Genomic DNA, 26,737 nt, shown 5'->3' with positions numbered 1-26,737 from the left:
GGCATGCCAGCTACGCTTCCCCACTGGTGTGAATCGCCAGCCATGCATCGTCAGTCATACATCGCCAGCCATGCATCGCCAGCCATACATTGCTGCGGTTATTCTATGAGGTCAAAGTACCACTCCAGTGCGACGGATATTGGTCGGCTGGCAGTTGGCATGGTCTGGCATTTTCACCGGCCGGCACGGGTATGCTGGAGTGATGGGGAGAAAGCGAATGGCGGAAGGTCATCCCTCGCGTGGCCCGGGGTTGGTCATGATGCTGGTGTTCTGGGTGCTGCTCATGGCGCTTGGCGGCTGGTGGGTGAACGGTTGGCTGGAACGGCGCGATAATCCCAATGCCGGTCTGGTATCGATTGCGGGGGATGAGGCTCTACAATTGAAGCGCGGCGCAGATGGCCACTACCGGGCACCGGGTACGATCAATGGGCAGGAGGTGCGCTTTCTGCTCGATACCGGAGCCAGCGTGGTGAGTGTGCCGAGCCACCTCGCAGACCAACTGGGCTTACGGTCGATGGGCGCGGTGCGTCTGCATACCGCCAACGGGACCGTGAATGGCAGTCTGGTCCGATTGGATACTGTTGGTCTGGGCGGTTTGACCGCGCATGATGTCCGCGGGGCAATCAATCCGGGGAGTGAAGGTGATAGAGTGCTGCTGGGTATGAGCTTTCTCAAGCGCTTTGATATTGTCATTCGCGGCGATATTCTCGAACTCAAGGTGCCGGCAGGCGGAATCGCCGGTACATCTTCCAGCCAGGAGTCTGGTTCATGACGCTGTTGAAACGACTGGGATTACGCTTGCCGATCCTGCAGGCGCCCATGGCGGGGGCTCAGGACGAGGAGCTGGCGCTGGCAATCACTGCGGCAGGGGGCCTTGGCGGGCTGCCTGCCGGCATGTTGTCTCTAGACGCACTGGAACAGGCCTTGATCAGCATTGCTGATCAGGGGCCGGTCAACGTCAATTTCTTCTGTCACGAAAACCCGCCTGCACAGCCTGAGCGATTGGAGCGCTGGCATGAGCGACTGAAACCCTTTCATCAGGAACTGGGGATCGAGCCGCCTTCCAGCTCGGGACCTACGCGTCGACCTTTCGATGCGGATATCTGTGCGGTACTGGAACAGAATCCACCGGCAGTGGTGAGCTTTCACTTTGGATTGCCGGAGGCGCAACTGCTTGCACGGGTCAAGGCCTGTGGCGCCGTGGTGCTGTCCACAGCCACTACGCTCGATGAAGCGTTATGGCTGGAGGAGCGAGGCGTTGACGCGATCATCGTCCAGGGATTGGAGGCCGGAGGCCATCGTGGGCACTTCCTGAGCCATGACCTCAGCCTGCAACTACCCACCATGGAACTGTTGTCACAAGTCGTTGATAACGTTTCATTACCGGTGATTGCGGCGGGAGGTATTTCCGATCCTCAGGCGGTAGCCGAGGCTCTGTCACGTGGGGCCCAGGCGGTACAGGTGGGAACTGCCTTCCTGTGTTGTCCCGAGGCTACGACGCGTGCCGTACATCGGCGAGCACTGCGGGAAAAGGATGCACCAACGCAAATCACTAATGTATTCACTGGACGTCCAGCCCGTGGCATCGTCAATCGCGCCATGCGTGAACTCGGGCCGCTCGACCCGGATATCCCCGATTTCCCACTTGCCGCTGCAGGTCTCAGCGAACTGCGTGCCTGTGCAGAGTCGCGCTGTCTGCCTGATTTCTCGCCACTCTGGGCGGGGGAGAACCGCCAGAGTTGCCGCGAAGTGCCAGCCGAGGAGCAATTGTTGTGGCTGGCGGAGGACATCCCGTCGCGCTAGCCAATTGGCATTACACCTGAAAACATCTCCGGCAGATTTACCGTGTCGCGCTGACCAAGGTCGTCATGATGCAGCTCGAGCCAGTTCTCGGCCCGTTGGCGGCCGAGATCACGCAGGTGGCACAGGAACTCCCACTCGGCGTTGAGCTTGGATGATGCGCCCAGCGTTTTCAGCAACTCCTGGCTATCGATGATATGCACCAGCATGTCTCGATATTCAGGAGAATCGATGGTGCCATCACGAATCAGCCGCTTGATGAAGTTCAGTGCCCGCAGCTCCTTGAGCAGGCTGGCATTGAAGGTGATTTCGTTGGTGCGGTTGAGAATGTCCACGGCATCGGTCGGGGCACTTGAGCGTTCCACTGGGTTGATCTGCACGATCAGGATGTCGCGGCTGGTGGTTTCGCAATAGAAGGGAAACAGCGGAGGGTTACCCGAATAGCCGCCATCCCAGTAGGGCACGCCATCGATCTCCACCGCCTCGAACAGGAATGGCAGACAGGCCGATGCCATCACCATGTCTGCGCTGAGTTCACCGCCATGGAAGATCTTGACTCTGCCGGTGAGCGCATTGGTGGCGGCGACGAACAGCTTGAGGCGGTCGCAGCGGCGGACGTTGGCGAAGTCCACCTGGTCGATCAGGATATCGCGCAGCGGGTTGTACTTGAGGGGATTGAACTGGCTGGGGGCCCAGAAGCGGGTCATCATGTCGAAGAATACATGGCCCGGTGAATAGTCGAGACTCCAGTTGCCGATCAAGCGATCCCAGGGGCTGCGTTGCAGTGGGCTGAAGCTTGCAGCATCGGCCACCGCACGCCAGAAGTTTGCGAGCTTTTCGCGCGCCGCCTCCGGGCCGCCTGTGACCAGACCATCGGCCATGATCACCGCGTTCATGGCGCCAGCCGAGGTGCCGGAGATGGCTTCTATCTCGATGGTGGGCGTATCGAGCAGGGTATCCAGCACGCCCCAGGTAAAGGCGCCATGCGCGCCGCCACCCTGCAGCGCCAGGTTGATGCGTTTGGCTTGCCGGTTCACCGGTACCTCCTGATCGCAAGGATGGAAGAGTGTTCAGTCGTATCCAGCGTCATGCCATACTGCACTGCATATAACAGTCTTGCCTGACTCTCTCATTGTCAATGCCCGGATACCTACTGGGTGAATATCGTGACGCCCATGCCTGTCCCCGAGCTGCCGAACGACCTTCGTCAGGACCCACATTACTACCTGCGCCATTTCCAGTTCGTCCTCGACTGGGTGGGAGCGCATCATGACGTCCTGCTGGCGGAACCTGAGCGGGAGTTCATTGCTGCCATCGGCACACTGCCGGAAGCATCACAGGCGCTGTTGGTACGCATGGTCTCTCGCAAGGGTGAACTGTTCCGTCGCTCGCGTCTCAACTATGACGAAATCGGCGATATCGACAAGGCCATGGCACCTCTGGTTGAGGCCGGGATGGTGGTGCCTGATCCATTGCTCACTCTCGACGAACTGTTTACGCAGTTGCGCGTACCGGAGTTACGTCAGGCTTTTGCAGGGGGGCTGGCATCGTTACTGACATCCCGCAGTGTCACAAGGTCGGCGAACCGTCAGAGCATGCGCGACGCACTTCAGGATCTGGAGGGCCAGTCCCATACGTTGACAGAGTGGTGGCCTGAAGCCGACGACAGCATGGTGCGGCTGACGGTGATGCCGGTCTGTGATCGACTCCGCTTGATGTTCTTCGGCAACCTGCGCCAGACATGGTCGGACTTCGTGCTTGCCGAGCTGGGCCTGGTGCGTTATCCACCGGTCGACCTGAGCGAGTTATCCCATGCCTTCCGCAGTCGTGAGGATGTGGATATCTACCTTGCCCTGCATGATCTGCGTGAGCGCCACGAAGAAGGTGAGACCGCCGAGTCGCTTGTCAACGATTTGCCTGCCGTGGCCGAAGACAATGCCTGGCTGGGTGAGCGTCGTGCCAGGCTACTGTATCGTCTCGGGCAACAAGCTCAACGTGATGGCGACAACCCGATGGCCTTGCGCTGCTATACCCTCGCTGGTTCCGGAGACGCCCGCATTCGACGCTTGCGGCTACTCGAACGGCAAGGGGAGTACGCCGAGGCTCACCGGTTGGCCGTCGAGGCGTTGTCGGCGCCCGCTGGCGAGGCAGAGCTTCAGGCCCTCGAACGCCTGCTGCCGCGCCTGGCCAAACGCCTGGCGTTGCCGCTTCCTGAGGTGTCGGCTGCGCGCCGTCCCGATACGCGGGTGATTGAACTGCCCGCGGACAGTCTGATCACCAGTGGCAGCGTTGAGAGCGCTGTGCGTGACGCGATCAGCGCGCCCGATCAGCCGGCGTACTATGTCGAGAATGGCCTGGTGACGGGGCTGTTCGGGTTGTTGTGCTGGGAAGCCATCTTTGCTCCCTTGCCCGGTGCCTTCTTCCATCCCTTTCAGCACGGGCCTGCGGACCTGCGTCGCGACGACTTTGTCGCGCGTCGGCGTGGGCTGTTCGATGCCGCCTTGGCACAGCTGGACGATGGCCACTATCGCGATCGTATTCTCGCTACCTGGCAACGCTGTCATGGCCTGGCCAATCCCTTTGTCCACTGGGAACTGCTCGAACCTCCATTGTTGGCCCAGGCGCTCGACTGTATCCCCGTGGCTGATCTGCGTTGCATGTTCCAGCGTCTGCTGTCGGACCCGGCGGTCAATCGGTCGGGGCTTCCGGATCTGGTGCAGTTCCTGCCTGATGCCACCGAGAATGCGCCACGCTATCGACTGATCGAGGTGAAGGCGCCGGGAGATAGGCTGCAGGATAACCAGCGTCGTTGGCTGGCATGGTTGAAGTCCCACGGCATCGCGGTGGAAGTGTGGCACGTGGAGTGGCGTCATGAGTGATGCTTCGCAACCGCGTTCCTCGCAGCCGAGCGTCGGCGTGCGTGCGTTGTGTGACTTCACCGCGCGCCGTGGCGATCTGGATCACCGTTTTACTCCCTCGCCCAGCGCCCGTGATGGCATCGAAGGCCATGCGCATGTTGTTGCCTCGCGGGGTGAGGGCTACCGTTCGGAAGTGTCGGTGTCGGCAGAGATCGATGGGCTGCGTGTTCAAGGGCGCATTGACGGTGTCTGCCGTGATGGCCGGACACTGGAGGAGATCAAGACCCACCGTGGACGGCTTGACCGGATGGCTGACAATCAGCGCGCGTTGCACTGGGCTCAGGTTCGAGCCTACGGCGCGCTCTGGTGCCGGGAGCAGCAGCTCTCCGAGGTGACGCTGGTGCTGGTCTATCTCGATATTGTTTCCCGGCGCGAGACGCGGCTGACGGAATCCTGCGATGCCGAGACATTGTGGCAGGAGCTGACGCAGCGTTGCCGTGACTATCGGCAGTGGGGAGAAGCGGAAGCCTCCCATCGGCACAAGCGCGATGTGGCGCTGAACGAGCTGGCCTTTGCCTGGCCCGACTTCCGAATCGGCCAGCGCGATCTGGCGGAAGCGGTGTACAAGGCCGCGGCCACCGGGCGTGAGTTGCTGGTCGAGGCACCGACAGGCATTGGCAAGACACTGGGCACGCTGTTTCCAACGCTCAAGGCGATGCCACGGCGTAGCCTCGATCGACTGGCGTTTCTGACCATGAAGACTCCCGGGCGCCAGGTGGCACTGGATGCGCTGGCGCAGCTGTTTCCCGAGCCGGGAGCACCACTGCGTGCACTGGAGCTGATTGCTCGGGAAAAGTCCTGCGAGTATCCCGGACGCGCCTGCCATGGTGATGCCTGTCCGCTGGCGCAAGGATTCTATGATCGGCTACCGGAGGCACGTGCGGCGGCAGCGCAGCATGGGTGGTTGGACCGAGCAGGGCTGCGTGAAGTGGCGCGGCAGCACCAGCTCTGTCCCTACTATCTGGGGCAGGAAATGGCACGCTGGAGTGATGTGATCGTTGCCGATGTCAATCACTTCTTCGACAGCAGCGCGCTGCTCCATGGCCTGTGTCGCAGTGAGGACTGGCGCATGGCGCTGTTGGTCGATGAAGCGCATAACCTGGTAGATCGTGCCAGGGGCATGTACTCGGCGAGTCTTGATCAGCATCGCCTGGCGGCCTGGCATCGTGAGGCGCCAGGCGGAGTGAAACGTTCGCTGGGACGAGTGGTGCGCAGCTGGCAGGCGCTGGTGCGCGAGCAGGGCGGCTCCAGCGTTGGCGATGCACCACAGTGGCAGCAGTTGGAGACGCTTCCCGAGGAGTTGGTTGGTGCCTTGCAGGGCGCCAGTAGCGCCATCAGTGACTACCTGGGTGAGCATCCCGAGGACGGTGCTGGAATGCTGACCGAATGCCTGTTCGAGGTACTGGCCTTTACTCGATTGGCGGAGAGCTTTGCCGACCACTCGCTGTGCGAACTGACGCGGCATGGGCGAGGGCGTTCACAGCTGGCCATCGTCAACCTGGTGCCCGCGGATTTCCTCGCGCCTCGTTTCGCTGCGGCCAGCGCCTGTACACTGTTCTCCGCGACCCTGTCACCGGTGAACTATCAACGTGATCTGCTTGGCTTGCCCGAGCGCACGGTGTGGCATGAGGTGCCGTCTCCGTTCAGTTCCGAGCAGCTTGAAGTCCGAGTCTGTCGGCACCTCTCGACCCGTTATCGAGACCGTGAACGCTCGCTACCGGGGATCGTCGAGACCCTCGCCGAACAGTATCAACGCCAACCCGGTCATTATCTGGCTTTCGTCTCCAGCTTCAGCTACCTGCAACAGGTATACGACGCGGTCCGCGAGGCATATCCCGAGATTCCACTGCGTCGTCAGCAGCGTGGCATGAGCGAAGAGCAGCGCGGACAGTTCATTGCCGATTTTCGTCCAGGTGGCTGCGGCATCGCGCTGGCGGTGTTGGGTGGAGCCTTTGCCGAGGGCGTGGATCTCCCCGGTGATCGACTGATCGGAGCCTTTATCGCCACGCTGGGATTACCACCTCGCGAGCCGCGCCAGGAAGTCCTCAAGCAGCGGCTCGATACGCGCTTCGGTCGGGGAGATGACTATGCCTACCGCGTTCCCGGAATGATCAAGGTCGTTCAGGCGGCAGGACGAGTGATTCGAGGCCCCGAGGATCGCGGTGTGGTGGTGTTGATGGACGATCGCTACGCGTCGCCAGAAGTGCAGCAGCGCTTGCCCGGCTGGTGGCCGGGCGCGACGTCATGATGGCGAAGGGTCACACCTTGTCGGGGCGCACGTCGATGTCTTCGGCGGCTTCGTAAAGGGACTCGAGTTCACGTGCGGCCTGTTGCGCCGTCTGGACCAATTGATCGTAATCCTCGACCCCCAGTTGATCCCGCAGAGTCTTCTCGTCATGGCGCTGGAAGATATCGACAGCCCGCTGTGCCTGAGCACGGTCAAAACCCAGACCGATGAGTGCTTCACGAGTGATGTTGAGGCTGGCGGGCATCAACTCACGCTGAATGAAACTGACATCGGTGCGCATCAATTTCAGGGAATGGCGGCGATTACGTGCCCTGACATAGATCTTCAAGTTCGGGAATCGTTTGCTGGCGCGCTCGATGATGGTCATGGATGTCTCGGGATCACTGACCGCCACCACCAGAATCTGAGCACGATCGGCACCCGCCGCTTCCAGCAGGTCGATGCGCGAGGCGTCACCGAAATACACCTTGCTACCGTAGCGGCGTATCACCTCGACGCGATTGGGATTGATGTCGAGTACCGTGTAGGGAACCTTCAGCCCATGGAAGACGCGTCCCACGATCTGACCGAAGCGCCCGAACCCGGCGATGATGATGCGTGGTGAATCATCCTGTGGCGTATCGAAGCTCGCTGTCGCGGCCGGTGCCTTGAACAGCGGGCGGATCAGGCGTGAATGAATCAGGAAGAACAGCGGCGTAGCGGCCATCGACAGCGAGATCACCAGCACCAGTGTCTGCACCAGATCCGTGTCGAGCAGCGCAGCAGTGCCTGCTGCCGTCAGCATGACGAAAGCAAACTCTCCGCCCTGAGGCATCAAGGCGGCAAGGTTGAATGCCGTTTTCCAGCTGTTGCGATAGAGGCGAGCGGCGATCACCATGCTCAGCCACTTGGCTACCAGCAGCATGGCCGTCAGGCCGAGAATCAGCCCGGGTGTCTCGACCAGCAGGCCGATCTCGGTGGTCATGCCCACCGCCATGAAGAACAGGCCCAACAACAGACCACGGAATGGCTCGATATCCGCTTCAATGCTGTGCCGGTACTCCGAGTCCGCCAGCAGGATACCGGCAATGAAAGCGCCCAGCGCCATCGATAGTCCGACCAGCTCCATCAGCACCGCAGCACCGATCACCACGGCCAGTGAAGTCCCGGCAAATACCTCACGGCTTTTGGTTGAGGCGGCCAGCCGGAAGAGCGGCCGCAGCAATAGTCGGCCGCCGAGAATCAGGCCGACAAAGGCACCGATGGCGACAGAGGCATGGCCCAGCATCGGCATCAGGCCATCTTCCAGCATTGGCCCACCCGCCAGCATGGGGATGGCAGCCAGCACCGGGATCGCCGCGATATCCTGGAACAGCAGGATGGCAAAGGCATAGCGCCCGTGGCGCGTGCCTACTTCATGCTGCTCGGCCAGCAGGTGCAACACCAGCGCGGTCGAACACAGAGCAAGGCTGAAACCGACGACTATCGCCGCCATCGGTGACAGGCCAAACAGCCCAATGCAGCAGAGGGTCAGTATCAGAGTCGCGACGCTGACTTGCAGGCTACCGAACCCGAAGACCGCCTTGCGCATCAACTTCAGGCGCGCAGGCTTGAGCTCCAGGCCGATGATGAACAGCAGAAAGACAATGCCCACCTCGGAGAAGTGCAGCACTGCCTCGGCATCGGGTATCAGCCCGAGGACAGAGGGCCCGATAATCACGCCTGCGACGAGATAACCGAGTACCTCCCCGAGACCGAGACGTTTGATGATCGGGACGATGACAACCGCCGCGACCAGAAAAATGAGAGCGTTGAGTAGTGTCGTGGCCAACTTCAAGGCTCCAGACTGAGTATAGGGATGCTCAGTCTAAGGCATATCGGTGGCGAGCAACGAGCTTCGAGCAACGAGCTTCGCGCAACAGGCTGGTCGGAAAAGTCGGCGAGCGGGAGTCTGCTGTTCTCACTTGTTCGCTGAACGGATGCCTTTATCGATCAGTCTTCACCGATCAGTTTTAACCAATCAGTCTTCACCAATGGGAACGTAGCCGGGTAGGGCGGCGAGGCGGTCGAGCCAGGCGCGGACATGTGGAAAACCTTCAAGATCAAAGCCACCCTGGTAAGCCACATGGGTGTAAGCGTACAGCGAGATGTCGGCGATGGTGGGGTGATCGCCGACCAACCAACGGGATTGGGCGAGGTGGTGGTCCATCACGGAGAGGGCTCGGTAGCCTCCGGCCTTGCGTGATTCATATTCCGCGCGCTTTTCCTCGGGCAGACCGAGGTACAGGGAAATGAACCGCGCTACGGCGATATAGGGCTCGTGACTGTACTGCTCGAAGAATTGCCATTGCAGTATTTGAGCCCGCGTGAAACGGTCTTGCGGAAGCCACTCAGTGCCGTCGGCAAGATAGTTGAGAATGGCATTGGACTCGGCGAGAAATTGGCCATCGTCCAGTTCCAGAAGCGGAATCTTGCCGTTGGGGTTGCGGCCGAGAAAGTCGTCGTTATGAGTGTCACCAGCGAGGATATCGATGCCGATCCATACCAGTCGAATACCCAGCAGCGCTGCGAGTAACTTGATCTTGTAGCAGTTACCGGAGCGAGAGTCTCCGTATAGGTTCATCGGCTTGTCCTGTAGTGCTGTAAACGATTGAGGCCAGTTTGCCACGTTCGCGCAGGGTGGGTAGTCATCATTGCCCGACTGCGCGGCTTTTCGGCGCGTATCTGAGTGTAACTGTCGGCAATCTGAAACGCATGACTGCCTTTTTCAGATGCATGATTGTCTTTCCAGATTCATGAGTACCTTTTCTGGATTCATGACGGTCTTTCTGTTCTGGATTCATGATGGTCTTTCTGCAACTCAAGATTGTCTTTCGCGGACTATCCTGCAAACTTCTATCCTTCCGTTATAACGAATGAATCATAGGGCTCCTGCCTGGGTGGGCGCTGCCTGATCTCCGCATTGATGGCGGGCAGGTTGACCAGGAATGGTCGCCCGATACTCAAGCAGCCAGGACGAGGGAACTGACGATGGATCGAAAGCGTGCAAGCAAGTGGCCAGCGCTATTGCTGGGCCTGGTGATACTGTTACTCGGCCTGGCGCTGATGGGCGGCGGAGGCTATCTGCTGATGCAGGGAGGCTCGGCCTATTACCTGTTGGCTGGGGCAGGTCTGACGCTTTCCGGCGCAACCATGATGGCAAGACGCCATGGAGCGCTGGGACTGTTCGGGCTGGTGCTGCTGGGAACCACCTTATGGGCTGTATGGGAAGTCGGTTTCGACTGGTGGCAGTTGGTGCCCAGAGTCGCGGTGTTGTGCGTCATTGGCCTGATCATGTTGCTGCCCTGGTGGCGGCGCGGCGCCAGTCGCAGTGGAGTAATGATCCTGTCGCTATCGGTGCTGGTGGCACTGGGTGTGGCGGTAGCCAGCCAGGTCCCGGATCTCAAGAGCGGTGAATTGAACGGCAGCATTGCGGGTCAGGCTCCTTCAACGTCCCCCAACCCGGCCCAGATAGCGGCAGAGGATTGGGTGGCCTACGGCGGCACCAATGCCGGAACGCATTATTCGGCGCTGGACCAGATCACTCCACAGAATATCTCGCAGTTGGAGGAGGTCTGGCGCATTCAGACCGGCGATACCATTCAGCCTGATTCTCCGCCGGAGATCACCAATCAGAATACGCCGCTGAAGGTCAACGACCTGCTGTATATCTGTACCTCGCATAGCCGTGCCATGGCACTGGACCCGCAATCTGGTGAGACCGTGTGGTCCTTCGATCCTGAAATCAGCACCATGGGCGCGGATGACTTCTCTCGCTGGGCGCACATGACCTGTCGCGGCGTGACCTACTACGATGTGGCCAGCTACGGCGAGAATGGCATCGATTCTGCACCCGATGAGCAGGGCAATATCATCGATGCAGCAGAAGCCGCGTCCAGCCATGAGGGCGATTCAGCACCGATGGTCAGCGAGACCGATGTGATGTGTCCGCGTCGCATCTTCCTGCCGACCGCCGATGCCCGGCTGGTCGCGCTCAATGCCGATACCGGTGAGCGTTGCACGACGTTCGGTGACAACGGTGAAATCGACCTGACCCGGAATATGGGGCCGATCGTCCCCGGCGGTTATTATTCGACCTCACCCGCGGTAGTGACGCGCAACCTGGTGATTCTTGGTGGTCATGTGACCGACAACAGCTCGGTCGACGAACCCTCCGGTGTGATTCGTGCCTTCGACGTGCGCAGCGGTGAACTGGTGTGGAACTGGGATAGCGGCAACCCGACCAGCACCACGCCACTGGCCGACGATGAGGTCTATACACGCAATTCGCCGAATGTCTGGGCACCGTTCAGCGTTGATGAAGAGCTCGACCTGGTGTACCTGCCGATGGGCAATGCGACGCCGGATCAGTGGGGAGCGGATCGCAGCGAGGATGACGAACGCTACAGCGCCGGGCTGGTGGCACTGGATCTGGCTACCGGCAACATCGCGTGGTCTTATCAGTTCGTCCATCACGACCTATGGGACATGGATTCTCCGGCGCAGCCGGTGCTGATTGATCTCAATGTTGATGGTGAGGTGGTGCCGTCAGTCATCCAGCCGACCAAGCAGGGTAGCCTGTACGTGCTCAACCGAGAAACGGGTGAGCCAGTGGTGCCGATCGATGAGGTTCCGGTGCCCCAGGGTGCCGTGGAAGGCGACTGGACAGCGCCGACTCAGGCGCGTTCGCAGCTCAACCTGCTGCCGCCGCCTCTCCGTGGCCGTGACATGTGGGGCGGCACGCCGGTGGATCAGATGCTGTGCCGGATCAAATTCAACTCGCTGCGTTACGAAGGACAGTACACCCCGCCGTCATTGCAGGGCAGTATCGTCTATCCAGGTAACGTCGGTGTCTTCAACTGGAGCGGAATTGCGGTTGACCCCGTACGCCAGGCCATCTTCACCACGCCGAACTATCTGGCCTTTGTCTCGCGCATGATCCCGCGGGAGCAGGTGGCTGAAGGTGAGGGCTCCGCCAGCGAACAGGGCTTGCAGCCCAACGAGGGCGCACCCTATGCGGTGGAAATGGGACCGCTGTTGTCACCGCTCGGAATTCCCTGTCAGGCACCGCCCTGGGGCGACGTGGCCGGTGTCGATCTGGCGGCTGATGAGGGCCCTGAAGTTGTCTGGCGTCATCGTAACGGCACCACGCGTGACAGCATGCCGTTCGGCATCCCGCTGCCGCTCAAGGTCGGTGTACCGGCACTGGGTGGCCCAACCACAACTGGTGGTGGGGTGACCTTCCTGAGCGGGACGTTGGATCAGTACATCCGTGGCTACGACCTCACCAGCGGAGAGGAGCTGTGGAAATCTCGTCTACCCGCCGGTGGCCAGGCAACACCGATGACCTATCAGGGTGAGGATGGTCGCCAGTATGTCGTTGTCACTGCTGGTGGACATGGCACCTTCGGCACTCGTATGGGCGATTATGTGATCGCCTATGCACTGCCCGAGCAGTAATTGAAACGGCACAATAATCCATGATCGATCGCCCTGGCTGGATAGCGCTTCCAGTCAGGGCGAATGATTTATGCAAGATGCACCTGCCAGGAAGGGAATGCCGATGCGAAGTCTGGTGATCATTGTTGTGGGTGTCGTGGTGGTGTGGCTACTGGTCAGTTATCTGCCATTGGCCTGGCGACGCAAGGCCATGTGGGCATTCTCTCTGGTGTGGGTATTGCTGTGTGCCTGGAACCTGAATATCGGTTTATCCCATGGCTACGCATTAGGTGAGGAACTGCTTATGCATGCCTTCCTCTTCGGTATTCCGGTGGTATTTGGCTGGTGGCGGGTGATTCGTCAGACGGGGGAGGTTTGATCTTCCTTACTGCACAGCACAGCACAGCACAGCGTCTGCCTGCCATGCCGGTGTCAGTACTCTATCCACACCGGCGGCACTGGTCATCGCGCATTGATGCTTGCATCGAATGGCTGAGTGAGTTGTTGGCACCGCATCTGACAGGGTGACGATGCGATACCGAAGCTGAGCGAGAGACGCTATCAGTCGGGCGGGGGTGTACGATAATGGCCGGGAACGGTCACCCGGTCACCGTTGGGTAGTTGTTTGACATGAGTAGGAACGTACACGCGTCTGATGACACTCTTGCTGTTGCTGGCCATGCGGGGGCCTCCTGCAGAATGAAAAAGTACTCCTGGCCTACGCCGGTCCACGGCGGGTACCCTATCTAAATGAGAGGGTGTCTCCTCTGTCAACCATTTTTGTTTAATCACGGATGACGACCTTGCCGCGACAGGCGGCCTACTCGTTGCACGACTGGACACAATTCACTTGGTGATGCAATGACTTGCAGTTCTGGTCCGGTGATAGAGGTTCGCGACTATCCCGACCACCCACTAACGGACAGGCATAGTTTCCATCAGTTGCTGCTCGGGCAGACCGGCATGGTTGAGCTTGAAGTCGGCGGCAGGCCGGTGCGCGTTGGTGAAGGCGTGGTTGCACCGGTGGCCTGCGATAGCTGGCATCATTATCTGGCGCCGGCGGACAATCGCATTCTGGTGCTGGATCTTGCCGTTGCCTGGTGTGAAGCACTGGATATCGCCTCGCTGTTCGATACCTCCCGCAGCGGGGGTTGGCAGCTTCCTTCCAGCTTGACTCAGCAGGCAGCGCAATTGCACCAACAGCCCGCAGCGGCAGCCGCATGGCTGGGGCGAGTGGCGCAATATGTCGGCGAACATGCCGGCAGTGCGCTGTCGACGCCACGTTTGAGCCTGCTCAAACTGTTGCCGGTTCTACGCCGTGAGCTCGGGCATAACTGGCAGGTCGCCGAGATGGCGAGACTCTGTCATCTTTCCGAAGCCGCATTTGCGCGCCAGTTTCGTGCCCTGACCGGTCTTGCTCCCCATCAATGGCTCAAGCATGAGCGTCTGGGCGAAGCACGTCGTCTTATGCTGGCGTCGCCCACTGTGACATTGACCGAGATCGCCTTGCACTGTGGGTTTCATGATGCGGCGCACTTCTCTCGCACCTTTCGCCAGGCGTATGGCTGTTCTCCGCGAGAGTGGCGGCAAGAGGTCAGGAATTGACAAGTTCCGCCAGCGAATTTCAGGCAGGCTGGGAGCTTTCCGGATCAATGGAATCCTGTCATGTCGTCGAGCTCTTCCTTGTCATCTCAACCTTCCACTGAGCGGCAACGCACCCGTGCCACACTGATTGGTGCCACCACGGTGCTCAATTGGGCGCTGCTGGCCGCGTTGACGCAGCTGGCGGGCCCAGTACCGCCGTTTCTGCTGACGGCACTGGCCTTTTCCATCGCCTTCGTCTGCTTCGTGGTCTGGTTATCGCTCAAGGGCGAGTCTCCGTTTGCCGCCATGCGTCAGCCGTTACCCATCTGGGCATTGGGCGTCATCGGCCTGTTCGGCTACCACGCCCTGTACTTCGTCGCCCAGCAGAATGCCCCGCCTGCCAATGCCGGACTGATCAGCTATCTGTGGCCGCTGCTGATCGTGCTGTTCGTCGCGTTGTTACCGGGGGAGCGTCTGCGCGCCATCCATGTGATCGGCAGCCTGCTCGGCTTCTGTGGCGCGGCATTACTGATCGGTGGCGATGTCAACGCTGGCGGCAGTGTGCTGGGCTATGGCGCGGCCTTTGCCTGTGCCTTTCTGTGGAGTGGCTATTCGGTGTTGTCGCGCGTGACGCGCAGCGTGCCGACTGCCGCGGTGGGTGGTTTCTGTCTCGCCACGGCGGTTCTGGCGGCGATCTGCCATCTGCTCTGGGAGACCACCACCTGGCCGCAGGGGCTGGGCTGGTTGGGAGTGATCGGGCTGGGGCTTGGACCGGTGGGCAGCGCCTTCTTCACCTGGGATATCGGCGTCAAACGCGGTGATCTGCGCCTGCTGGGGCTATTGTCCTACTTCACACCGTTGCTCTCGACGCTGGTGCTGGTGGCGACCGGTTACGCCAGTCTCAGCCCATGGCTGGCCGGTGCCGCATTGTTGATCACCCTCGGCATGCTGATCGGCAGCGGCTGGTTGGGCCGCCGCCGGAGTCGCTGAGTCGCTATACTGGGCACCCCAATGAGCGCAGCAGCTCGTTGATGCGGTCCTCGTCACCGCCCTGAGCGGCATTGCGCTGGCGAATGTTCTCCTCGCGCAGAGCGTGCTCCTTGACCTCGTCGAGCAAGGATTCCAGGCGGTCGCGGGGGACACTGACCACACCGTCGGCGTCACCGATCATCAGATCGCCAGGCTGTACTGCCATGCCGGCGCAGTTGATCGGTACATTCACTTCCCCTGGGCCGGTCTTGCTGGGGCCGCGTGGCGTATGCCCCAGGGCGTAGACCGGAATCGTGCCCTCGGCCCATTCATTGAGATCGCGCACCGCCCCATTGATGACGAATCCGCCCAGTTGACGTGCCAGCGCTGTGGTACGCATCAGCCCACCGATCACCGCCTGGCTCAGATCTCCCGCGCCATCGACGACGATGACATCACCCGGCTGGGCCATCAGCATGGCCTTGTGAATCATCAGGTTGTCGCCGGGACGCACGCGCACGGTAATCGCCATACCGCACATCACCAGATTGGCGTCACCGTGATAGGCACGCAGCCCAATACTGCCGCTCAGGCGGCCCATGCAATCGCAGGCATGGGCACTGGGAATCTGATTCCAGGCCGCCAGCAGGTGCTCATCCAGTGAGGCTGGGCGGTGATTGATCATGAAGCCCGTAGGCCACCTTGCTGTCGTCATGCGGATGTCTCCCCGGTTGTACTGATCGTGGGTAATGGCACGCGACACTGTTCGAGCCGAGCCCGTTGCTCGGCGGTCACCGGCGGGCAGCGGCCAGAGGCTTCTGTGAGGGGCTGTGAGTCCAGCCAGGTCAATGCATTGTTGACGGCACCGCATGCCATCTTTGCCAGAGCCTCGGGAGTTGATCCCGCGACATGTGGTGTCAGCAGGACATTGTCCAATTGGCGTAGGGGGCTGTCGGCATCGAGCGGCTCGCTGGCGAAGGTGTCGAGTCCGGCGGCGGCGAGATGACCATTGGTCAGGGCATCGACCAGAGCCTGTTCGTCGATCAGCTCACCGCGCGCAGTATTGATGATGATGGCGCCTGACGGCAGCAGAGCGAGTGCCTGCGCGTTGATCAGCGGCGGAGCCCCGCGTTGGGCAGGACAGTGCAGGCTGAGAACGTTGCATTGCGGCAGCAGGGCTTGCAGGCCGTCTACCAGGGTGACGCCTTGCGCCGAAGCGACTCCGGGCGAAACCCATGGGTCGACGACGACCACCTTCATGCCCAGTGCCAGCGCAACCTGAGCGACGCGCTGACCAATCTGACCGAACCCCACCAGTCCCAGCGTCTTGCCGTGTAGTTCCATGCCATCGCCATCACGTTGCCACAGTCCGGCCCGTACACGACGATCGAAGCGCGCCAGATGGCGGGCGCCGGCAAACATCAAGCCGAGGGTGAACTCCGCCACCGCCTGGCTGTTGGCGCCTGGCGTGGCGAACACCGCGATGTTCTGCTGCGCCGCGGCGTGCAGATCGATATTGCTGACACCAACCCCGTGCTTGGAGATGACCTTCAGGGTCGGGCAACTTTTCATCATCTCGGCGTCGATTGTCATGGTGCGTGAGATGATGGCGTCGATGGGGGCCTGTTTGAGTTGGTGAGCCAAGCTGGCCTTGTCGGCGATATCAGAGACGAACAGCACCTCGCACTGGCGTTGACGCAGTATCTCCAGGCCCGGTGTCGCCAGGCTAGGCGCGGTGACGAGTACGGTATAGGGCATGGGGGCCTCATATCAGCGGGTGATCGGGCATGCCGGGGTCAAGGTGTCCTGGTGGGGCCTGCCGTAGGATGGCGCCAATTATTGACACGAAACGATAGGTAAAACTATTTTCTTTTTATCCATAAAAGATAACCAAGGGTAATCAATGAACGAGCGTGATCTGCGTTACTTTGCGGCTATCGTAAAGTTTTCCAGCATGCGCCGTGCGGCGGAACGGCTGCATATTTCCCAACCGGCGCTGACCAAGTGCATCGGCCGCCTGGAGGAGCAGCTCAACGCTCGACTGTTCGAGCGCAAGGGACGCCAGGTGGTGCTGACGCCGGTGGGCGAGGTCATGGCACGTCGCTGCAAGTTGATACTTCAGCACATCGATGAGGCATGTCGCGAGGTAGGCGAACACGCTGAAGGCAGCCTTGGTCATCTGCGGCTTGGCGTGGCTGCCACTCTCACCGAGTTCCTGTTACCTAACGCCTTGAGTGAGTTGCTGAAGCAGACACCCGGGGTAACGCTATCGTTGACAGTGGGTATGAGCGATGTATTGCGTGATGGCCTGTTGCGTGACGAACTGGATATGGTGCTGGGGCCGTTGATCAGCAGCGAGGAGCTGGAAGGGGCGGCGATTGTCGAGGATGAAGTGGTGGTGGTGGCCAGTCGCGATCACCCGTTGGCGAAATGTGTGCCGCAACTGGAGCAGCTCAATGATTATCAGTGGATATTGCCTAGCGGCAATATGGCGACACGACGTTGGCTCGAACAGACCTTCGCCGACCATGGCATGGCAGCGCCAAAGGCTCAGATCGAGGTCAGCTCGCTGGCGCTGATGCCGCGCTTGATTGCACGCACAGACCTGCTCAGCTTCATTTCGCGGCGTAATCTGCGTAGCCCGCCGTTCAGCGACAGCCTGGTCGAGTTGCCGTTTCGTGAGACCACTCTGCACCGTCACTTCGGCCTGATGACTCGTCGCGACAGCTATCTGTCGCCGGCCTGTCAGAGCCTGATGACATTATTGCGTGAAAGAGGCAAGGAAATGTATCACGCTAATTGATTGCTTATTGTGATCGATATATCAATATTGATACAAGTTGGTATGCCTTAATGTCGTATGTGAAATCTCCGCTCGTTGGAGGAAGCTGAGCGTGTAGCCACCGATAGCCAGTCGGTTGCGTGCCTGCCTGCCGCAACGTTGGTAAGCGCACAGAATGCTGAGTGGAGAACAACACAATGAAATACTCACGACTGACCTTGCTTGCGATCTGTACGGCCGGATTGGCCGCCAATGCACATGCCTACCAACCCGGAAACAAGGTGGAGTGTCTGGCTCCCAGTACTCCCGGTGGCGGATGGGATTTCACCTGCCGTAGTGTTGGACAGGTGTTGTCGGAGCTGGACCTCGTGCCACGTTCGGTGCAGACCCTCAATATGTCAGGGGCTTCCGGTGCGGTGGGGTTCTCCCATGTTCTCAGCAAGCGCAACACCGACAATTCCCTGCTGGTGGCAACTTCGACAGCGACCGCCAGTCAGTTGGCGCTGGGTCGCTATCCCGGCACCGAGGATGACGTCAGGTGGATCGGCACACTGGGCAGCGATTACGGCATAATCGCAGTATCCAAAGACAGTGAGTACCAGACCCTCAACGAGTTGGTGACGGCAATGATTGAGCAGCCGGGGTCGGTTACATTTACCGGAGGCAGTGGTGTCGGCGGCTGGGATCATCTCAAGGTGCTGTTGCTGGCGCGTGTTGCCGGTGTCGAGGATCTGGAGGGTATCACCTGGTTGGCCAGCACTGGTGGGGGGAGTTCCATTACTCAAGTCATGGGAGGCCATGTGGTGGCCTACTCAGGTGATCTGACCGAAGCGGCGGGTTTCCTCGATTCCGGAGACCTCAAGGTACTGGCGGTACTGGCGCCGGAACGCCTTGACGGTGAGTATGCTGATCTGCCAACAGCCGTCGAGCAGGGCTATGAGGTGACTGGCGCCAACTGGCGTGGACTCTACATGCCAGGCGGTATCTCGGAAGATGCTCGTGAATACTGGGTTGATGCCATTGATACGCTGTATGCCAGTGACAAATGGCAGCAACTCATGACCGACTCTGGGTTGATGCCGTTCCACCTCAGCGGCGACGAGTTCACGGCCTTTGTCGGAGAGCAGGTCAAAGTAATGCGCGACCTGTCACGGGATATCGGCCTGCTCGAACAATAGGCCGTAGATCCTTTCGGTCGAACCAGGTGATATCTCCAGCCGATCGGGTGCCGGCAACCGGGGTGCCATGCTCGGTCGCTCTCTATGCTATCGTCTCAGCCTGAGCTGATCTATAGAACAGTCTGTTGATGAGAGCATGGTGTGTCATGGCGATGGATTCACGCGAACACTGGGAAAAGCTGGGGGCGGCGCAGCGTCGTACCGCCGAGATCTATATCACCCTCAGGGACCGGATCTGTCTGCTGCATTACCTGCCCGGAACCAAGCTCAGTGAGTCCGAGTTGGCAGCAGAATTCGGTGTCAGCCGCACCCCCATACGACGCTCGCTGCTGCGTCTTGAGCTGGAGCACCTTGCCGAACGGCGCCAGGGAATGCAGACCGTGGTGACCAACTTCGATTTTGCCTCGCTGAAGGATGTCTACGTCATCCGCATGATTCTCGAGGAGCAACTGGATCGGTTATCGCCCGCACCGCAATGGTGGGAAATCGAGAGTGAATATCGCGAACTGCGTGAGTGGTGCCGGAAACTACGTGAGTCTCCTGACCTTGATGGCCTGGGGCGCCTGCACCTGGCATTGCAGCATGGGCATGCAGGAATCATCGAGAACGATCGTGCCCGCGAGATATTGATGCAGCTGTACTTCCAGATCGCCCGAATCTGGCTTTCGATGGTGCCGCGTATGGATTGGCAAAGTGAAGTCGACTCGGTCGCCGAGGAAATCGACCGCTCTCTGGTGGCCATCGAGCAGCGTGATATTCGCAAGCTGGGTCGGATTCGCAAGGAATCCATCGAGGCCAATGTCAAACGTATGGAGCAGTTGGAGCGCGAGAAGGAACTGAGCTCTGCCGATTGATGCCAGCAGACGTTTGAGTCGCTGGCTGAGTCAGGCGCCATGCACGACATGACAGCGATATACCCTCTTTACTACCCAAGGAGGGGCCTCAAGGGGGCATGTGCCCCGAATCCTGGACCCTGAACCAGAAGTAGTGCCCATCACCCTGGCGCCGGATAGCGCCACTGCCCGCAAACTCGGCCACCAACGAGATCCTCGAGCCTGCCTGGGTTGGCTACAACCGTTTGAGATCGCGAAGCCGGTTAGCAGCGAGAGGCGTGTCTACAAGCTTGACTTTGTACATTGTATAAAATATAAATATTTTGCACGGTACTACAACAAGATGCAATCCTGGCAAGCGTAGTGTTACGAGTCGCTGCGTTTGAAGTAGAGGCTTAACATCTTGTTTTACAAAAACAAAGTTAAGTGAAAGGAAGGGCGTCATGAAGAATGTAAGTCTAGCATGTGTTGCTGCATCGGCATTTATTGCGGCCAATTCCTTTGCCGCAGATGTCGTCTGGAAGGTCCCGACTTCAGTGCCTGCCGGGTCGCCATTCTATGAGAATTTTCTGGAGAGATTTGCTTCCAACGTTTCGCTTCTAACTGACGAAAGAGTAGAGATACAGCCTTATGGTGCAGGCGTCATTGTGCCTGCGCTGCAGGTCTATGAGGCAGTAAAAGAAGGAACTGTGGAAGCGGGACACTCGACGCCTAGCTATCTCGTCAACCAGGACCCCATCAACTCAATATTTGCAGGGTTCCCAGGTGGAATGGGGCCGGAAACCTACATCAATTGGATCTACGAAGGTGGTGGGCAAGAGGCTTTATCAGAGCTTAGGGCTTCTGAAGGGCTTCACTCCCTCATCGTTGGTATTGGTGCAACCGAAGTATTCGCTCATTCAAACCAGGAAATCACCGGTCCTGAAGACCTCAAGGGCTTGAAGTATCGCACTTCCGGCCCCTGGGCAGAGGTGATGAGAGATTACTACGATGCCGTTCCGACGGTCGTTCCGCCTGGTGAAACCTACACCCTGCTCCAGCGGAAGGGAGTGGATGCAGTTGAATGGGCGACACCTTCCAGCAACCAGCCCGAAGGTTTTCATGAAGCTGCAAAATATATAATTGTTCCGGGCGTTCATCAGCCGACCTTCCTATGGGAGGTTGTCATGAAACAGGAAACCTGGGAAAGCCTGCCTGAGGAACTTAAGCCACTGCTGGAGGCGGCTGCAAAGCTTACAACGTATGAGGCTTTGACCAGCTTCTACGATAAGGACATGCAGGCGATGGCAGAATACCGCTCTGGTCGAAATGAAGTCATAACTCTGGATGACTCTTTCGTAGAAGAGCTTTCGGCGAGCGGGCAAGATTGGATCATGAGCAAGGCAGAACAGCAGAATGAAGATGGATCACCTGAAATGCTTGAGCTCCTTGAGAACTACAATGAATACAAGGAAAGGTGGGAAGAAAATAAGGATTATTTGATTAGAAACTAATAAGAAGCGGAGGGAGGATTTTTCCTCCCTCTTTTCAATAGCAGGATGCCGTTATGATTCTAAGATTAATAGATAAGGCTTCTCACTACGCTGCTCTAGTTAGTAGGTTGTTGTTTGTTATCCTTATTCTCTCCATGCTTTATGAAGTTGTGGCCAGGTATGTATTCAATGCCTCAACCATTTGGGCGTTTGATATTTCCTATATGGCTACCGGTGCCGCTTTTATGTTGGGAGTGGCATGGACTTTGCGAGTGGATGGTCATGTTAAGATAGATGTGATTATCCGGCTTTTTCCCGAGAAGGTTGGTGCCTGTATTCTAGGCTTTGCATACATTTTTCTCCTCTTCCCAGTAATTTCAGTGATGGCGTGGCATGGCTGGGGGAAGGCCATAAATGCCTATATGACAGGAGAGGTCGAGACGGTCAGCACATGGGGACCGTTGATGTGGCCTTTTTATCTTGTTTTGGCAGTTGGCTTAAGTCTTTTTTCCTTCCAGCTGCTGGCTGAAGGAATAAGGTATTTCATGAAAAAGGCGCTCAAGGGGAGCTGGTGATGGAATCAGTAATTGTGGTATTGATGTTCCCAGCGCTTTTTTTTCTGATATTCCTGGGTATCCCTATAGCGTTTTCCTTGATACTTGTCTCTGTGGCGGCAGGCTGGTTCTCTTTTGGTCCCGTTATTTTTCAGCAGCTATATGGAAGTATATATAGTGCCTCAACCAACTATATACTATCATCCATTCCTCTTTTCGTACTGATGGGCGCAATTCTGGAAAAATCTGGTATTGCAAAGAACCTGTTCGAAGCCATACAGCTCTGGATTGGGCGCTTGCCTGGTGGATTGGCTATCACCACGATATTAATGGCAGCAGTCTTTGCCGCTGCATCAGGCGTAGTAGGGGCCGTAGAGATAATGATCGGCTTGATGGCTATTCCTGCCATGCAGAAATACAAATACAACAACTCATTGATCACTGGCACCATTTGTGCAGGTGGCTCGCTGGGTACAATAATCCCTCCTACGGTAATTGTTGTGGTTTATGCGGCACTGGCACAGATCTCGATTGGTGCCCTTTTTGCTGCGATCATCATACCGGGCGGGATCATGGTGGGTTTGTTTGTAATGTATATATTGGTCAGGTGTATTCTAAGGCCGTCTGATGGCCCCGCGGTTAGCGCGGATAGCTTGCCTACCATTCCCCTGAAGAAAAAAATTACGATAACCTTGAAGTCGTTGCTTCCACCGCTCCTGCTGATGTTTGCTGTACTGGGATCACTGCTGGGTGGAATCGCCTCTCCAACAGAAGCAGCTGCAGTGGGCGTTGCTGGGGCTAGCATTCTAGCGATTTCCAACAGAGGAATGACCTTTTCGTCTCTCGGTGAGTCGCTGAAGATGACAGTCCGGATCACGGCAATGATTCTCTTGATTGTTGCTGGAGGAACCATGTTCACCGGCATCTTTGCTGTGAATGGTGGAGGAGAGTTGGTTGAGGGCATTGCGGATGCACTTGGTGGGGGTAGCACTTCAGTCATTATTTTCTTCCTGGTCGTTACTTTTCTGCTGGGATTTGTACTTGACTGGACATCCATAGTGCTTATCTGTGTTCCGATATTTACTCCCGTTATAAGGTCGCTCGGGATAGATCCCATCTGGTTCGCTACACTAGTCTTGGTGACTATACAGACGAGTTATTTGACACCTCCTATGGCGTCCTCCATTTTCTATCTTAAATCTATAGCCCCTGATGATATAACTTACGGCCAGATGTGTAAGGGTGTGGTTCCGTTTATTATGGCACAGCTGGTAACTCTAGCTATTGTTGCGACGTTTCCGAGTGTTGCAACCTGGCTGCCGAGTCAGATAGTAGGTTTTTGATAGTCACTTTTTCAAGCACTCATGGGCTGATGTTCAAGCTTGCCCATGAGTGCTTTTTCAAGAGTCGTTGGTGATCAGGGAATGGATAAGAATGATTCCCATACATTGCATATGATTGGGTTGTGTTGGTTTGGTAGCAAAATGGAAGTGGGTTTTTAGCGCAGCCACTATGATGCATCGGGTTGCCGGTTTCGTCAGTCATCACCAGTAATTCCGTAGTCAAGAGATTTTTTCTGAGTAATTTGGACAGAATATAATTCAGGTTGCGTAAACCATGATGAAATACAAGACGAGAGCCCAATATGTCGCCGATGATCTGAGAGGTAGAATTCTTGGCGGGGAGTTTGCTGGTGGTGCACAGCTGCGTCAGGATGCCTTGGCGAAGGATTATGATGTCAGTAGAATTCCTGTGCGTGAAGCGCTATTGATCCTCGAATCGGAAGGCCTGGTTGAATTTCATGCCCACCGAGGGGCCTTCATTACTGAGTTGTCAGTTGACAAAATTCGTGAATTGTTTGATTTACGTGTATTTATTGAAAGATATTTGCTCGAGCGTTCAATACCAAACCTTTCTGATCAGAATGTCAAATACGCGAGAAAAATACTTCTTGAGTACGATGCGGCTCTCAACTCCGGAAAGAGTATAGATAGCTGGAGTCAGTATAATTTTGCTTTTCATAATGCACTTTATTCTCCAGCAGCGCTTCCGGAAGCCTTGTCGTTGGTAAGGCAACTGAATACAAAATCAGACCGGTACATTCGAATGCAGCTTCTCTACTCCCAGCAATTGGAGAAAGCCGAGCAGGAACATCATGAGCTACTTGAATTCTGTCGCCTGGGGGAAGTTAAGCCCGCAACGGATTTGCTCGAATCGCATATTCTCGAGGCCTGTGAAAGTATTGTTTCTTTGCTTGAGAAACGATCAGGAATTCTTTAGCCGTCATAGGTGCGACTTTCCGGCGTGGGCGGGTACGAAGTCTATGGAGCTCGCATATTTCACCCCCTGAGATGGGCGGCATTGCACCCTCAGTACTTTCCCTGAAATGGCGCATTATTCGTTGCTCTGTTCTGTCCATGGCTTCTGATCCGGCAGTGATATTGGTTCACTGTGTCTGTTGACCTCAAGTTAACTTCAGGTTCTATAGTCCTGCACTCCATACCCATGCAGTCCGTGTTCTGTGCCCGGGCTGTATGGGCCGGTAACGGTGTCGCGTGGCTGGCGCGGCCCGCTGATCAGGAGTGAAGCGATATGCAACGAGTCATTGATGGAGCACTCGATCACCTCTCGCCGTGGGCCATCGCACGTACGTTGCTGGTCGCGATATTCATGGCAGCGGGCGTGCTGAGGATTACCCACCCACAAGTCGTGGTCGACGAGATGCGTGCTGCCGGTCTCGAGCCAGCCGCGCTGCTCAATATGGTCGTTGCCATCAACCTGCTGGTCGCCGCGGTACTGATCCTGCTGGAGCGCCTGTTGTGGTTGGGCGCCGCTGTACAGTTGGTGTTTCTGGTGCTGATTGCGGTGGTGGTGCATCAGTATTGCAAACTGCCCGGCAGCCCATTGCGTCTGACTGTGATGTTTGCCATCGAGCACCTGACAGCGATTGGTGGATTGCTGGCAGTGGCCATGATTAGCCATCTCCGTCAGCTGATGGGTATCGCTCCGCACCATTTCCCTTCCGAGATGGAGCCTTGCCAGCAGGAAATACCGTTGCAGGAGCGTTCACGTCGCGGAGGACCGTCTGGCTGAGGCACTGGACTGTATTCGTCCTCCGATACCAGTTGTGCCCCGGCTACCGCTGAACCGTTTCGGCGGTAGCCGGGGAGGTGATGCGCTTCAGGCAAAGCCGCCGTTGGCACGCAGTATCTGGCCATTGATCCAACTGCCCTGAGGGCCGGCGAGGAAGGCGACAGCCGCGGCGATTTCCTCCGGTTGCCCCAGGCGCTCCAACGGTGCCATGGCGGTGATCGAGGCGATCTGCTCGTCACTCTTGCCCTCGAAGAACAACTCAGTAGCGACCGGACCGGGCGCCACGGCGTTGACGGTGATCTCGCGCCCGCGCATTTCGTTGGCCAGTACCTTGACCAAGCCCTCGACGCCGGCCTTGCTGGCGATGTAGGCGCCATAGGTGGGGAAAGACTTTGCCAGCACACTGGATGACAGCGCGATGATGCGACCGCCGTTGCTCAGCGTTTCGGCGGCTTTGGCCATCACCAGCCAGCTACCGCGCAGGTTGGTGTTCAGCATCTGGTCGAGAACCTCGACATTGTCGCTGCTGATCTTCGCCATTTGCATGACTCCGGCATTGTTGACCACCACGTCGAGACGCCCGAACGCCTCCAGCACCTGATCGAACAACCGAGCGACGGACGCTGCATCGCCGATATCGGCCTGTAGCGCCGTGCCGCGGCCACCATTGGTCTCGATCTCGGCCACGACCTGCTCCGCCAACTGCGCATTGCCGGCATAGTTGACCACCACGGCAAAACCATCCTCAGCGAGCTTGAGCGCGATGGCACGGCCAATGCCCCGCGAGGCACCGGTAACCAGCGCGACCTTCTGTGTTGTATCGGTCATGGATCGACTCCTTGCATGAGGGTTGTATGAGGGAACGTGAAGCAGTATTGGTGTTCGCTCCGTGTGAATAAATCAGCTATCTTGCAATCATTATTCATTCAGAGAAAACAATCGGTATGGATCGATTCGATGCGATGACCCTCTTCGTACGCATCGTGGAGAGCGGCAGCTTCACCAAGGCAGCCAATGGACTCGGTATCCCGCGAGCGTCGGCGACCTTGGCCATTCAGCAGATGGAAAAACGCTTGGGGGTGCGCCTGCTGGAGCGCACCACACGGCAAGTGCGTACCACGCCTGAAGGCCGAGCCTTCCATGAGCGCTGCGTTCAACTGCTGACGGAACTGGAAGATGCCGAAGCGACACTGCGACCGGTGGCCGATAATCCCGCTGGCGTACTGCGTGTCGAGATGCATGGCGCCCAGGCCCGGCAGATCGTGCTGCCGCGGATTCAGGAGTTTCATCACCGCTATCCGCGGTTGAACCTGATCCTGACCAGCGGCGACCGGCGAGTGGATCTGGTGGGAGAGGGCATCGACTGCGCACTACGCTCCGGCGCCCCGGAGGACTCCAGCCTGATCGCCCGCAAGCTGGCGGACCTTCCGCAGGTAATCTGTGCCAGCCCGGAGTACCTGGCGCAGGTCGGTCATCCAAGCCACCCGAATGAACTGCACAAGCATCAGGTGGTCAGCTTCTTCTCCGGTAACAACGCCGTGGACAGCACCCTCGACCTCATCGTCGATGGTCAACCCCAATCCTTCGCAGCCAAAGGCTGGATAACCGTCAACGATGCCTCGAGCTACGTGGAAAGCGCCCGCCAGGGCTGCGGCATGATCCAACTGCCACGTTTCCACGTCGAATCGTTGCTCGAAAGCGGCGAACTGGTCGAAGTACTCCCCGAATGGCCAAAACCCAGCATGCCACTGCACGCGGTCTACCCGCAGCGGCGACAGCTATCGCCGCGTGTGCGGGTATTTCTGGAATGGGTGACGTTGGTTTATGCGGAGTATTTTGGGTAGGGGAT

Annotated in this window: 23 protein-coding genes; 17 read left to right on the top strand and 6 right to left on the bottom strand. The window is 58.1% G+C overall.

Annotated elements, in window-relative coordinates:
- Positions 1–217 precede the first annotated feature (217 nt).
- Complete coding sequence (locus AR456_RS17035; protein ID WP_021818117.1) at positions 218–772, top strand: retropepsin-like aspartic protease family protein; 555 nt, start codon at positions 218–220, stop codon at positions 770–772.
- Positions 769–1,803 (top strand): NAD(P)H-dependent flavin oxidoreductase, encoded by a 1,035-nt coding sequence (locus tag AR456_RS17030; protein WP_021818118.1) that lies wholly within the window; start codon positions 769–771, stop codon positions 1,801–1,803. Before AR456_RS17035 ends, AR456_RS17030 begins: the two co-directional genes overlap by 4 nt.
- On the opposite strand, the gene AR456_RS17025 is transcribed toward AR456_RS17030, so the two are convergent.
- Positions 1,800–2,837 (bottom strand): patatin-like phospholipase family protein, encoded by a 1,038-nt coding sequence (locus AR456_RS17025; protein WP_021818119.1) that lies wholly within the window; start codon positions 2,835–2,837, stop codon positions 1,800–1,802. The two genes, AR456_RS17030 and AR456_RS17025, sit on opposite strands and share 4 nt — an antisense overlap.
- 138 nt (positions 2,838–2,975) lie before the next feature.
- Between AR456_RS17025 and AR456_RS17020 the strand changes: the two genes are divergently transcribed.
- Positions 2,976–4,679, top strand: coding sequence for a VRR-NUC domain-containing protein (locus tag AR456_RS17020; protein WP_051995703.1), 1,704 nt, complete (start codon positions 2,976–2,978; stop codon positions 4,677–4,679).
- The gene (locus AR456_RS17015; RefSeq protein ID WP_021818121.1) at positions 4,672–6,966 is read left to right on the top strand and encodes an ATP-dependent DNA helicase; all 2,295 of its coding nucleotides are present in this window, start codon (positions 4,672–4,674) and stop codon (positions 6,964–6,966) included. Before AR456_RS17020 ends, AR456_RS17015 begins: the two co-directional genes overlap by 8 nt.
- Positions 6,967–6,976: 10 nt before the next feature.
- Here AR456_RS17015 and AR456_RS17010 read toward each other — a convergent pair whose 3' ends face one another.
- Both AR456_RS17010 and AR456_RS17005 read right to left on the bottom strand, forming a co-directional pair.
- Positions 6,977–8,776, bottom strand: coding sequence for a monovalent cation:proton antiporter-2 (CPA2) family protein (locus tag AR456_RS17010; RefSeq protein ID WP_021818122.1), 1,800 nt, complete (start codon positions 8,774–8,776; stop codon positions 6,977–6,979).
- A 189-nt stretch (positions 8,777–8,965) separates the two neighbouring features.
- Positions 8,966–9,568 carry a glutathione S-transferase family protein gene (locus tag AR456_RS17005; RefSeq protein WP_021818123.1) on the bottom strand — a complete coding sequence of 201 codons (603 nt, stop codon included), beginning with the start codon at positions 9,566–9,568 and terminating at the stop codon, positions 8,966–8,968.
- Positions 9,569–9,975: 407 nt separating this feature from the next.
- On the opposite strand from AR456_RS17005, the gene AR456_RS17000 reads away from it, so the two are divergent.
- The 4 genes from AR456_RS17000 (at position 9,976) to yddG (ending at position 14,997) form a co-directional block, all read left to right on the top strand.
- Positions 9,976–12,444: a membrane-bound PQQ-dependent dehydrogenase, glucose/quinate/shikimate family gene (locus AR456_RS17000; protein ID WP_021818124.1), complete on the top strand. Its 2,469-nt coding sequence runs from the start codon at positions 9,976–9,978 to the stop codon at positions 12,442–12,444.
- A gap of 97 nt (positions 12,445–12,541) precedes the next feature.
- Entirely contained in the window at positions 12,542–12,802 is a 261-nt protein-coding gene (locus AR456_RS16995; protein ID WP_021818125.1) for a hypothetical protein, read from the top strand.
- Positions 12,803–13,284: 482 nt separating this feature from the next.
- The gene (locus tag AR456_RS16990; protein WP_021818126.1) at positions 13,285–14,028 is read left to right on the top strand and encodes a helix-turn-helix transcriptional regulator; all 744 of its coding nucleotides are present in this window, start codon (positions 13,285–13,287) and stop codon (positions 14,026–14,028) included.
- A gap of 60 nt (positions 14,029–14,088) precedes the next feature.
- The gene (yddG, locus tag AR456_RS16985) at positions 14,089–14,997 is read left to right on the top strand and encodes an aromatic amino acid exporter YddG (protein ID WP_021818127.1); all 909 of its coding nucleotides are present in this window, start codon (positions 14,089–14,091) and stop codon (positions 14,995–14,997) included.
- A gap of 4 nt (positions 14,998–15,001) precedes the next feature.
- On the opposite strand, the gene AR456_RS16980 is transcribed toward yddG, so the two are convergent.
- The gene (locus AR456_RS16980; protein WP_031207361.1) at positions 15,002–15,691 is read right to left on the bottom strand and encodes an RraA family protein; all 690 of its coding nucleotides are present in this window, start codon (positions 15,689–15,691) and stop codon (positions 15,002–15,004) included.
- Complete coding sequence (locus AR456_RS16975) at positions 15,688–16,734, bottom strand: hydroxyacid dehydrogenase (RefSeq protein ID WP_021818129.1); 1,047 nt, start codon at positions 16,732–16,734, stop codon at positions 15,688–15,690. Before AR456_RS16975 ends, AR456_RS16980 begins: the two co-directional genes overlap by 4 nt.
- Positions 16,735–16,879: 145 nt before the next feature.
- On the opposite strand from AR456_RS16975, the gene AR456_RS16970 reads away from it, so the two are divergent.
- The 8 genes from AR456_RS16970 to AR456_RS16935 all read left to right on the top strand — a co-directional run bounded on the left by AR456_RS16970 (position 16,880) and on the right by AR456_RS16935 (position 24,888).
- Positions 16,880–17,779, top strand: a complete 900-nt coding sequence (locus AR456_RS16970) for a LysR family transcriptional regulator (RefSeq protein WP_021818130.1) — start codon at positions 16,880–16,882, stop codon at positions 17,777–17,779.
- Positions 17,780–17,955: 176 nt separating this feature from the next.
- Positions 17,956–18,936: a Bug family tripartite tricarboxylate transporter substrate binding protein gene (locus AR456_RS16965; protein ID WP_021818131.1), complete on the top strand. Its 981-nt coding sequence runs from the start codon at positions 17,956–17,958 to the stop codon at positions 18,934–18,936.
- Positions 18,937–19,082: 146 nt separating this feature from the next.
- Positions 19,083–19,790, top strand: coding sequence for a GntR family transcriptional regulator (locus AR456_RS16960; protein ID WP_021818132.1), 708 nt, complete (start codon positions 19,083–19,085; stop codon positions 19,788–19,790).
- Positions 19,791–20,212: 422 nt separating this feature from the next.
- Positions 20,213–21,262 (top strand): TRAP transporter substrate-binding protein DctP, encoded by a 1,050-nt coding sequence (gene dctP / locus AR456_RS16955; protein ID WP_021818133.1) that lies wholly within the window; start codon positions 20,213–20,215, stop codon positions 21,260–21,262.
- A gap of 53 nt (positions 21,263–21,315) precedes the next feature.
- Entirely contained in the window at positions 21,316–21,816 is a 501-nt protein-coding gene (locus tag AR456_RS16950) for a TRAP transporter small permease subunit (protein WP_021818134.1), read from the top strand.
- Positions 21,816–23,138: a TRAP transporter large permease gene (locus AR456_RS16945; RefSeq protein ID WP_021818135.1), complete on the top strand. Its 1,323-nt coding sequence runs from the start codon at positions 21,816–21,818 to the stop codon at positions 23,136–23,138. Before AR456_RS16950 ends, AR456_RS16945 begins: the two co-directional genes overlap by 1 nt.
- Before the next feature lie 274 nt (positions 23,139–23,412).
- Complete coding sequence (locus tag AR456_RS16940; protein WP_021818136.1) at positions 23,413–24,075, top strand: GntR family transcriptional regulator; 663 nt, start codon at positions 23,413–23,415, stop codon at positions 24,073–24,075.
- A 312-nt stretch (positions 24,076–24,387) separates the two neighbouring features.
- On the top strand, positions 24,388–24,888 hold the full coding sequence (locus tag AR456_RS16935) for a DoxX family membrane protein (RefSeq protein WP_021818137.1): 501 nt from the start codon (positions 24,388–24,390) through the stop codon (positions 24,886–24,888).
- A gap of 87 nt (positions 24,889–24,975) precedes the next feature.
- Here AR456_RS16935 and AR456_RS16930 read toward each other — a convergent pair whose 3' ends face one another.
- Complete coding sequence (locus AR456_RS16930; RefSeq protein ID WP_021818138.1) at positions 24,976–25,716, bottom strand: SDR family oxidoreductase; 741 nt, start codon at positions 25,714–25,716, stop codon at positions 24,976–24,978.
- Positions 25,717–25,832: 116 nt separating this feature from the next.
- Between AR456_RS16930 and AR456_RS16925 the strand changes: the two genes are divergently transcribed.
- Positions 25,833–26,732, top strand: coding sequence for a LysR family transcriptional regulator (locus AR456_RS16925; RefSeq protein ID WP_021818139.1), 900 nt, complete (start codon positions 25,833–25,835; stop codon positions 26,730–26,732).
- The last annotated feature ends 5 nt before the right edge of the window (positions 26,733–26,737 follow it).

Source organism: Halomonas huangheensis (genome assembly GCF_001431725.1).
Taxonomy (GTDB): domain Bacteria; phylum Pseudomonadota; class Gammaproteobacteria; order Pseudomonadales; family Halomonadaceae; genus Halomonas; species Halomonas huangheensis.
This window is presented reverse-complemented; position numbering and strand designations above follow the sequence as displayed.

What these genes read in the sequence shown, in the direction of transcription:
- AR456_RS16975 (WP_021818129.1), bottom strand. Translation starts at nt 16,734, where the DNA reads ATGCCCTATACCGTACTCGTCACCGCGCCTAGCCTGGCGACACCGGGC.
- AR456_RS16940 (WP_021818136.1), top strand. Translation starts at nt 23,413, where the DNA reads ATGATGAAATACAAGACGAGAGCCCAATATGTCGCCGATGATCTGAGA.
- AR456_RS17005 (WP_021818123.1), bottom strand. Translation starts at nt 9,568, where the DNA reads ATGAACCTATACGGAGACTCTCGCTCCGGTAACTGCTACAAGATCAAG.
- AR456_RS16950 (WP_021818134.1), top strand. Translation starts at nt 21,316, where the DNA reads ATGATTCTAAGATTAATAGATAAGGCTTCTCACTACGCTGCTCTAGTT.
- AR456_RS17035 (WP_021818117.1), top strand. Translation starts at nt 218, where the DNA reads ATGGCGGAAGGTCATCCCTCGCGTGGCCCGGGGTTGGTCATGATGCTG.
- AR456_RS16925 (WP_021818139.1), top strand. Translation starts at nt 25,833, where the DNA reads ATGGATCGATTCGATGCGATGACCCTCTTCGTACGCATCGTGGAGAGC.
- AR456_RS16945 (WP_021818135.1), top strand. Translation starts at nt 21,816, where the DNA reads ATGGAATCAGTAATTGTGGTATTGATGTTCCCAGCGCTTTTTTTTCTG.
- AR456_RS16935 (WP_021818137.1), top strand. Translation starts at nt 24,388, where the DNA reads ATGCAACGAGTCATTGATGGAGCACTCGATCACCTCTCGCCGTGGGCC.
- AR456_RS16960 (WP_021818132.1), top strand. Translation starts at nt 19,083, where the DNA reads ATGGCGATGGATTCACGCGAACACTGGGAAAAGCTGGGGGCGGCGCAG.
- AR456_RS16995 (WP_021818125.1), top strand. Translation starts at nt 12,542, where the DNA reads ATGCCGATGCGAAGTCTGGTGATCATTGTTGTGGGTGTCGTGGTGGTG.
- AR456_RS17000 (WP_021818124.1), top strand. Translation starts at nt 9,976, where the DNA reads ATGGATCGAAAGCGTGCAAGCAAGTGGCCAGCGCTATTGCTGGGCCTG.
- AR456_RS17030 (WP_021818118.1), top strand. Translation starts at nt 769, where the DNA reads ATGACGCTGTTGAAACGACTGGGATTACGCTTGCCGATCCTGCAGGCG.
- AR456_RS16970 (WP_021818130.1), top strand. Translation starts at nt 16,880, where the DNA reads ATGAACGAGCGTGATCTGCGTTACTTTGCGGCTATCGTAAAGTTTTCC.
- AR456_RS16990 (WP_021818126.1), top strand. Translation starts at nt 13,285, where the DNA reads ATGACTTGCAGTTCTGGTCCGGTGATAGAGGTTCGCGACTATCCCGAC.
- AR456_RS17020 (WP_051995703.1), top strand. Translation starts at nt 2,976, where the DNA reads ATGCCTGTCCCCGAGCTGCCGAACGACCTTCGTCAGGACCCACATTAC.
- AR456_RS16980 (WP_031207361.1), bottom strand. Translation starts at nt 15,691, where the DNA reads ATGACGACAGCAAGGTGGCCTACGGGCTTCATGATCAATCACCGCCCA.
- AR456_RS17015 (WP_021818121.1), top strand. Translation starts at nt 4,672, where the DNA reads ATGAGTGATGCTTCGCAACCGCGTTCCTCGCAGCCGAGCGTCGGCGTG.
- AR456_RS16965 (WP_021818131.1), top strand. Translation starts at nt 17,956, where the DNA reads ATGAAATACTCACGACTGACCTTGCTTGCGATCTGTACGGCCGGATTG.
- AR456_RS16930 (WP_021818138.1), bottom strand. Translation starts at nt 25,716, where the DNA reads ATGACCGATACAACACAGAAGGTCGCGCTGGTTACCGGTGCCTCGCGG.
- dctP (WP_021818133.1), top strand. Translation starts at nt 20,213, where the DNA reads ATGAAGAATGTAAGTCTAGCATGTGTTGCTGCATCGGCATTTATTGCG.
- yddG (WP_021818127.1), top strand. Translation starts at nt 14,089, where the DNA reads ATGTCGTCGAGCTCTTCCTTGTCATCTCAACCTTCCACTGAGCGGCAA.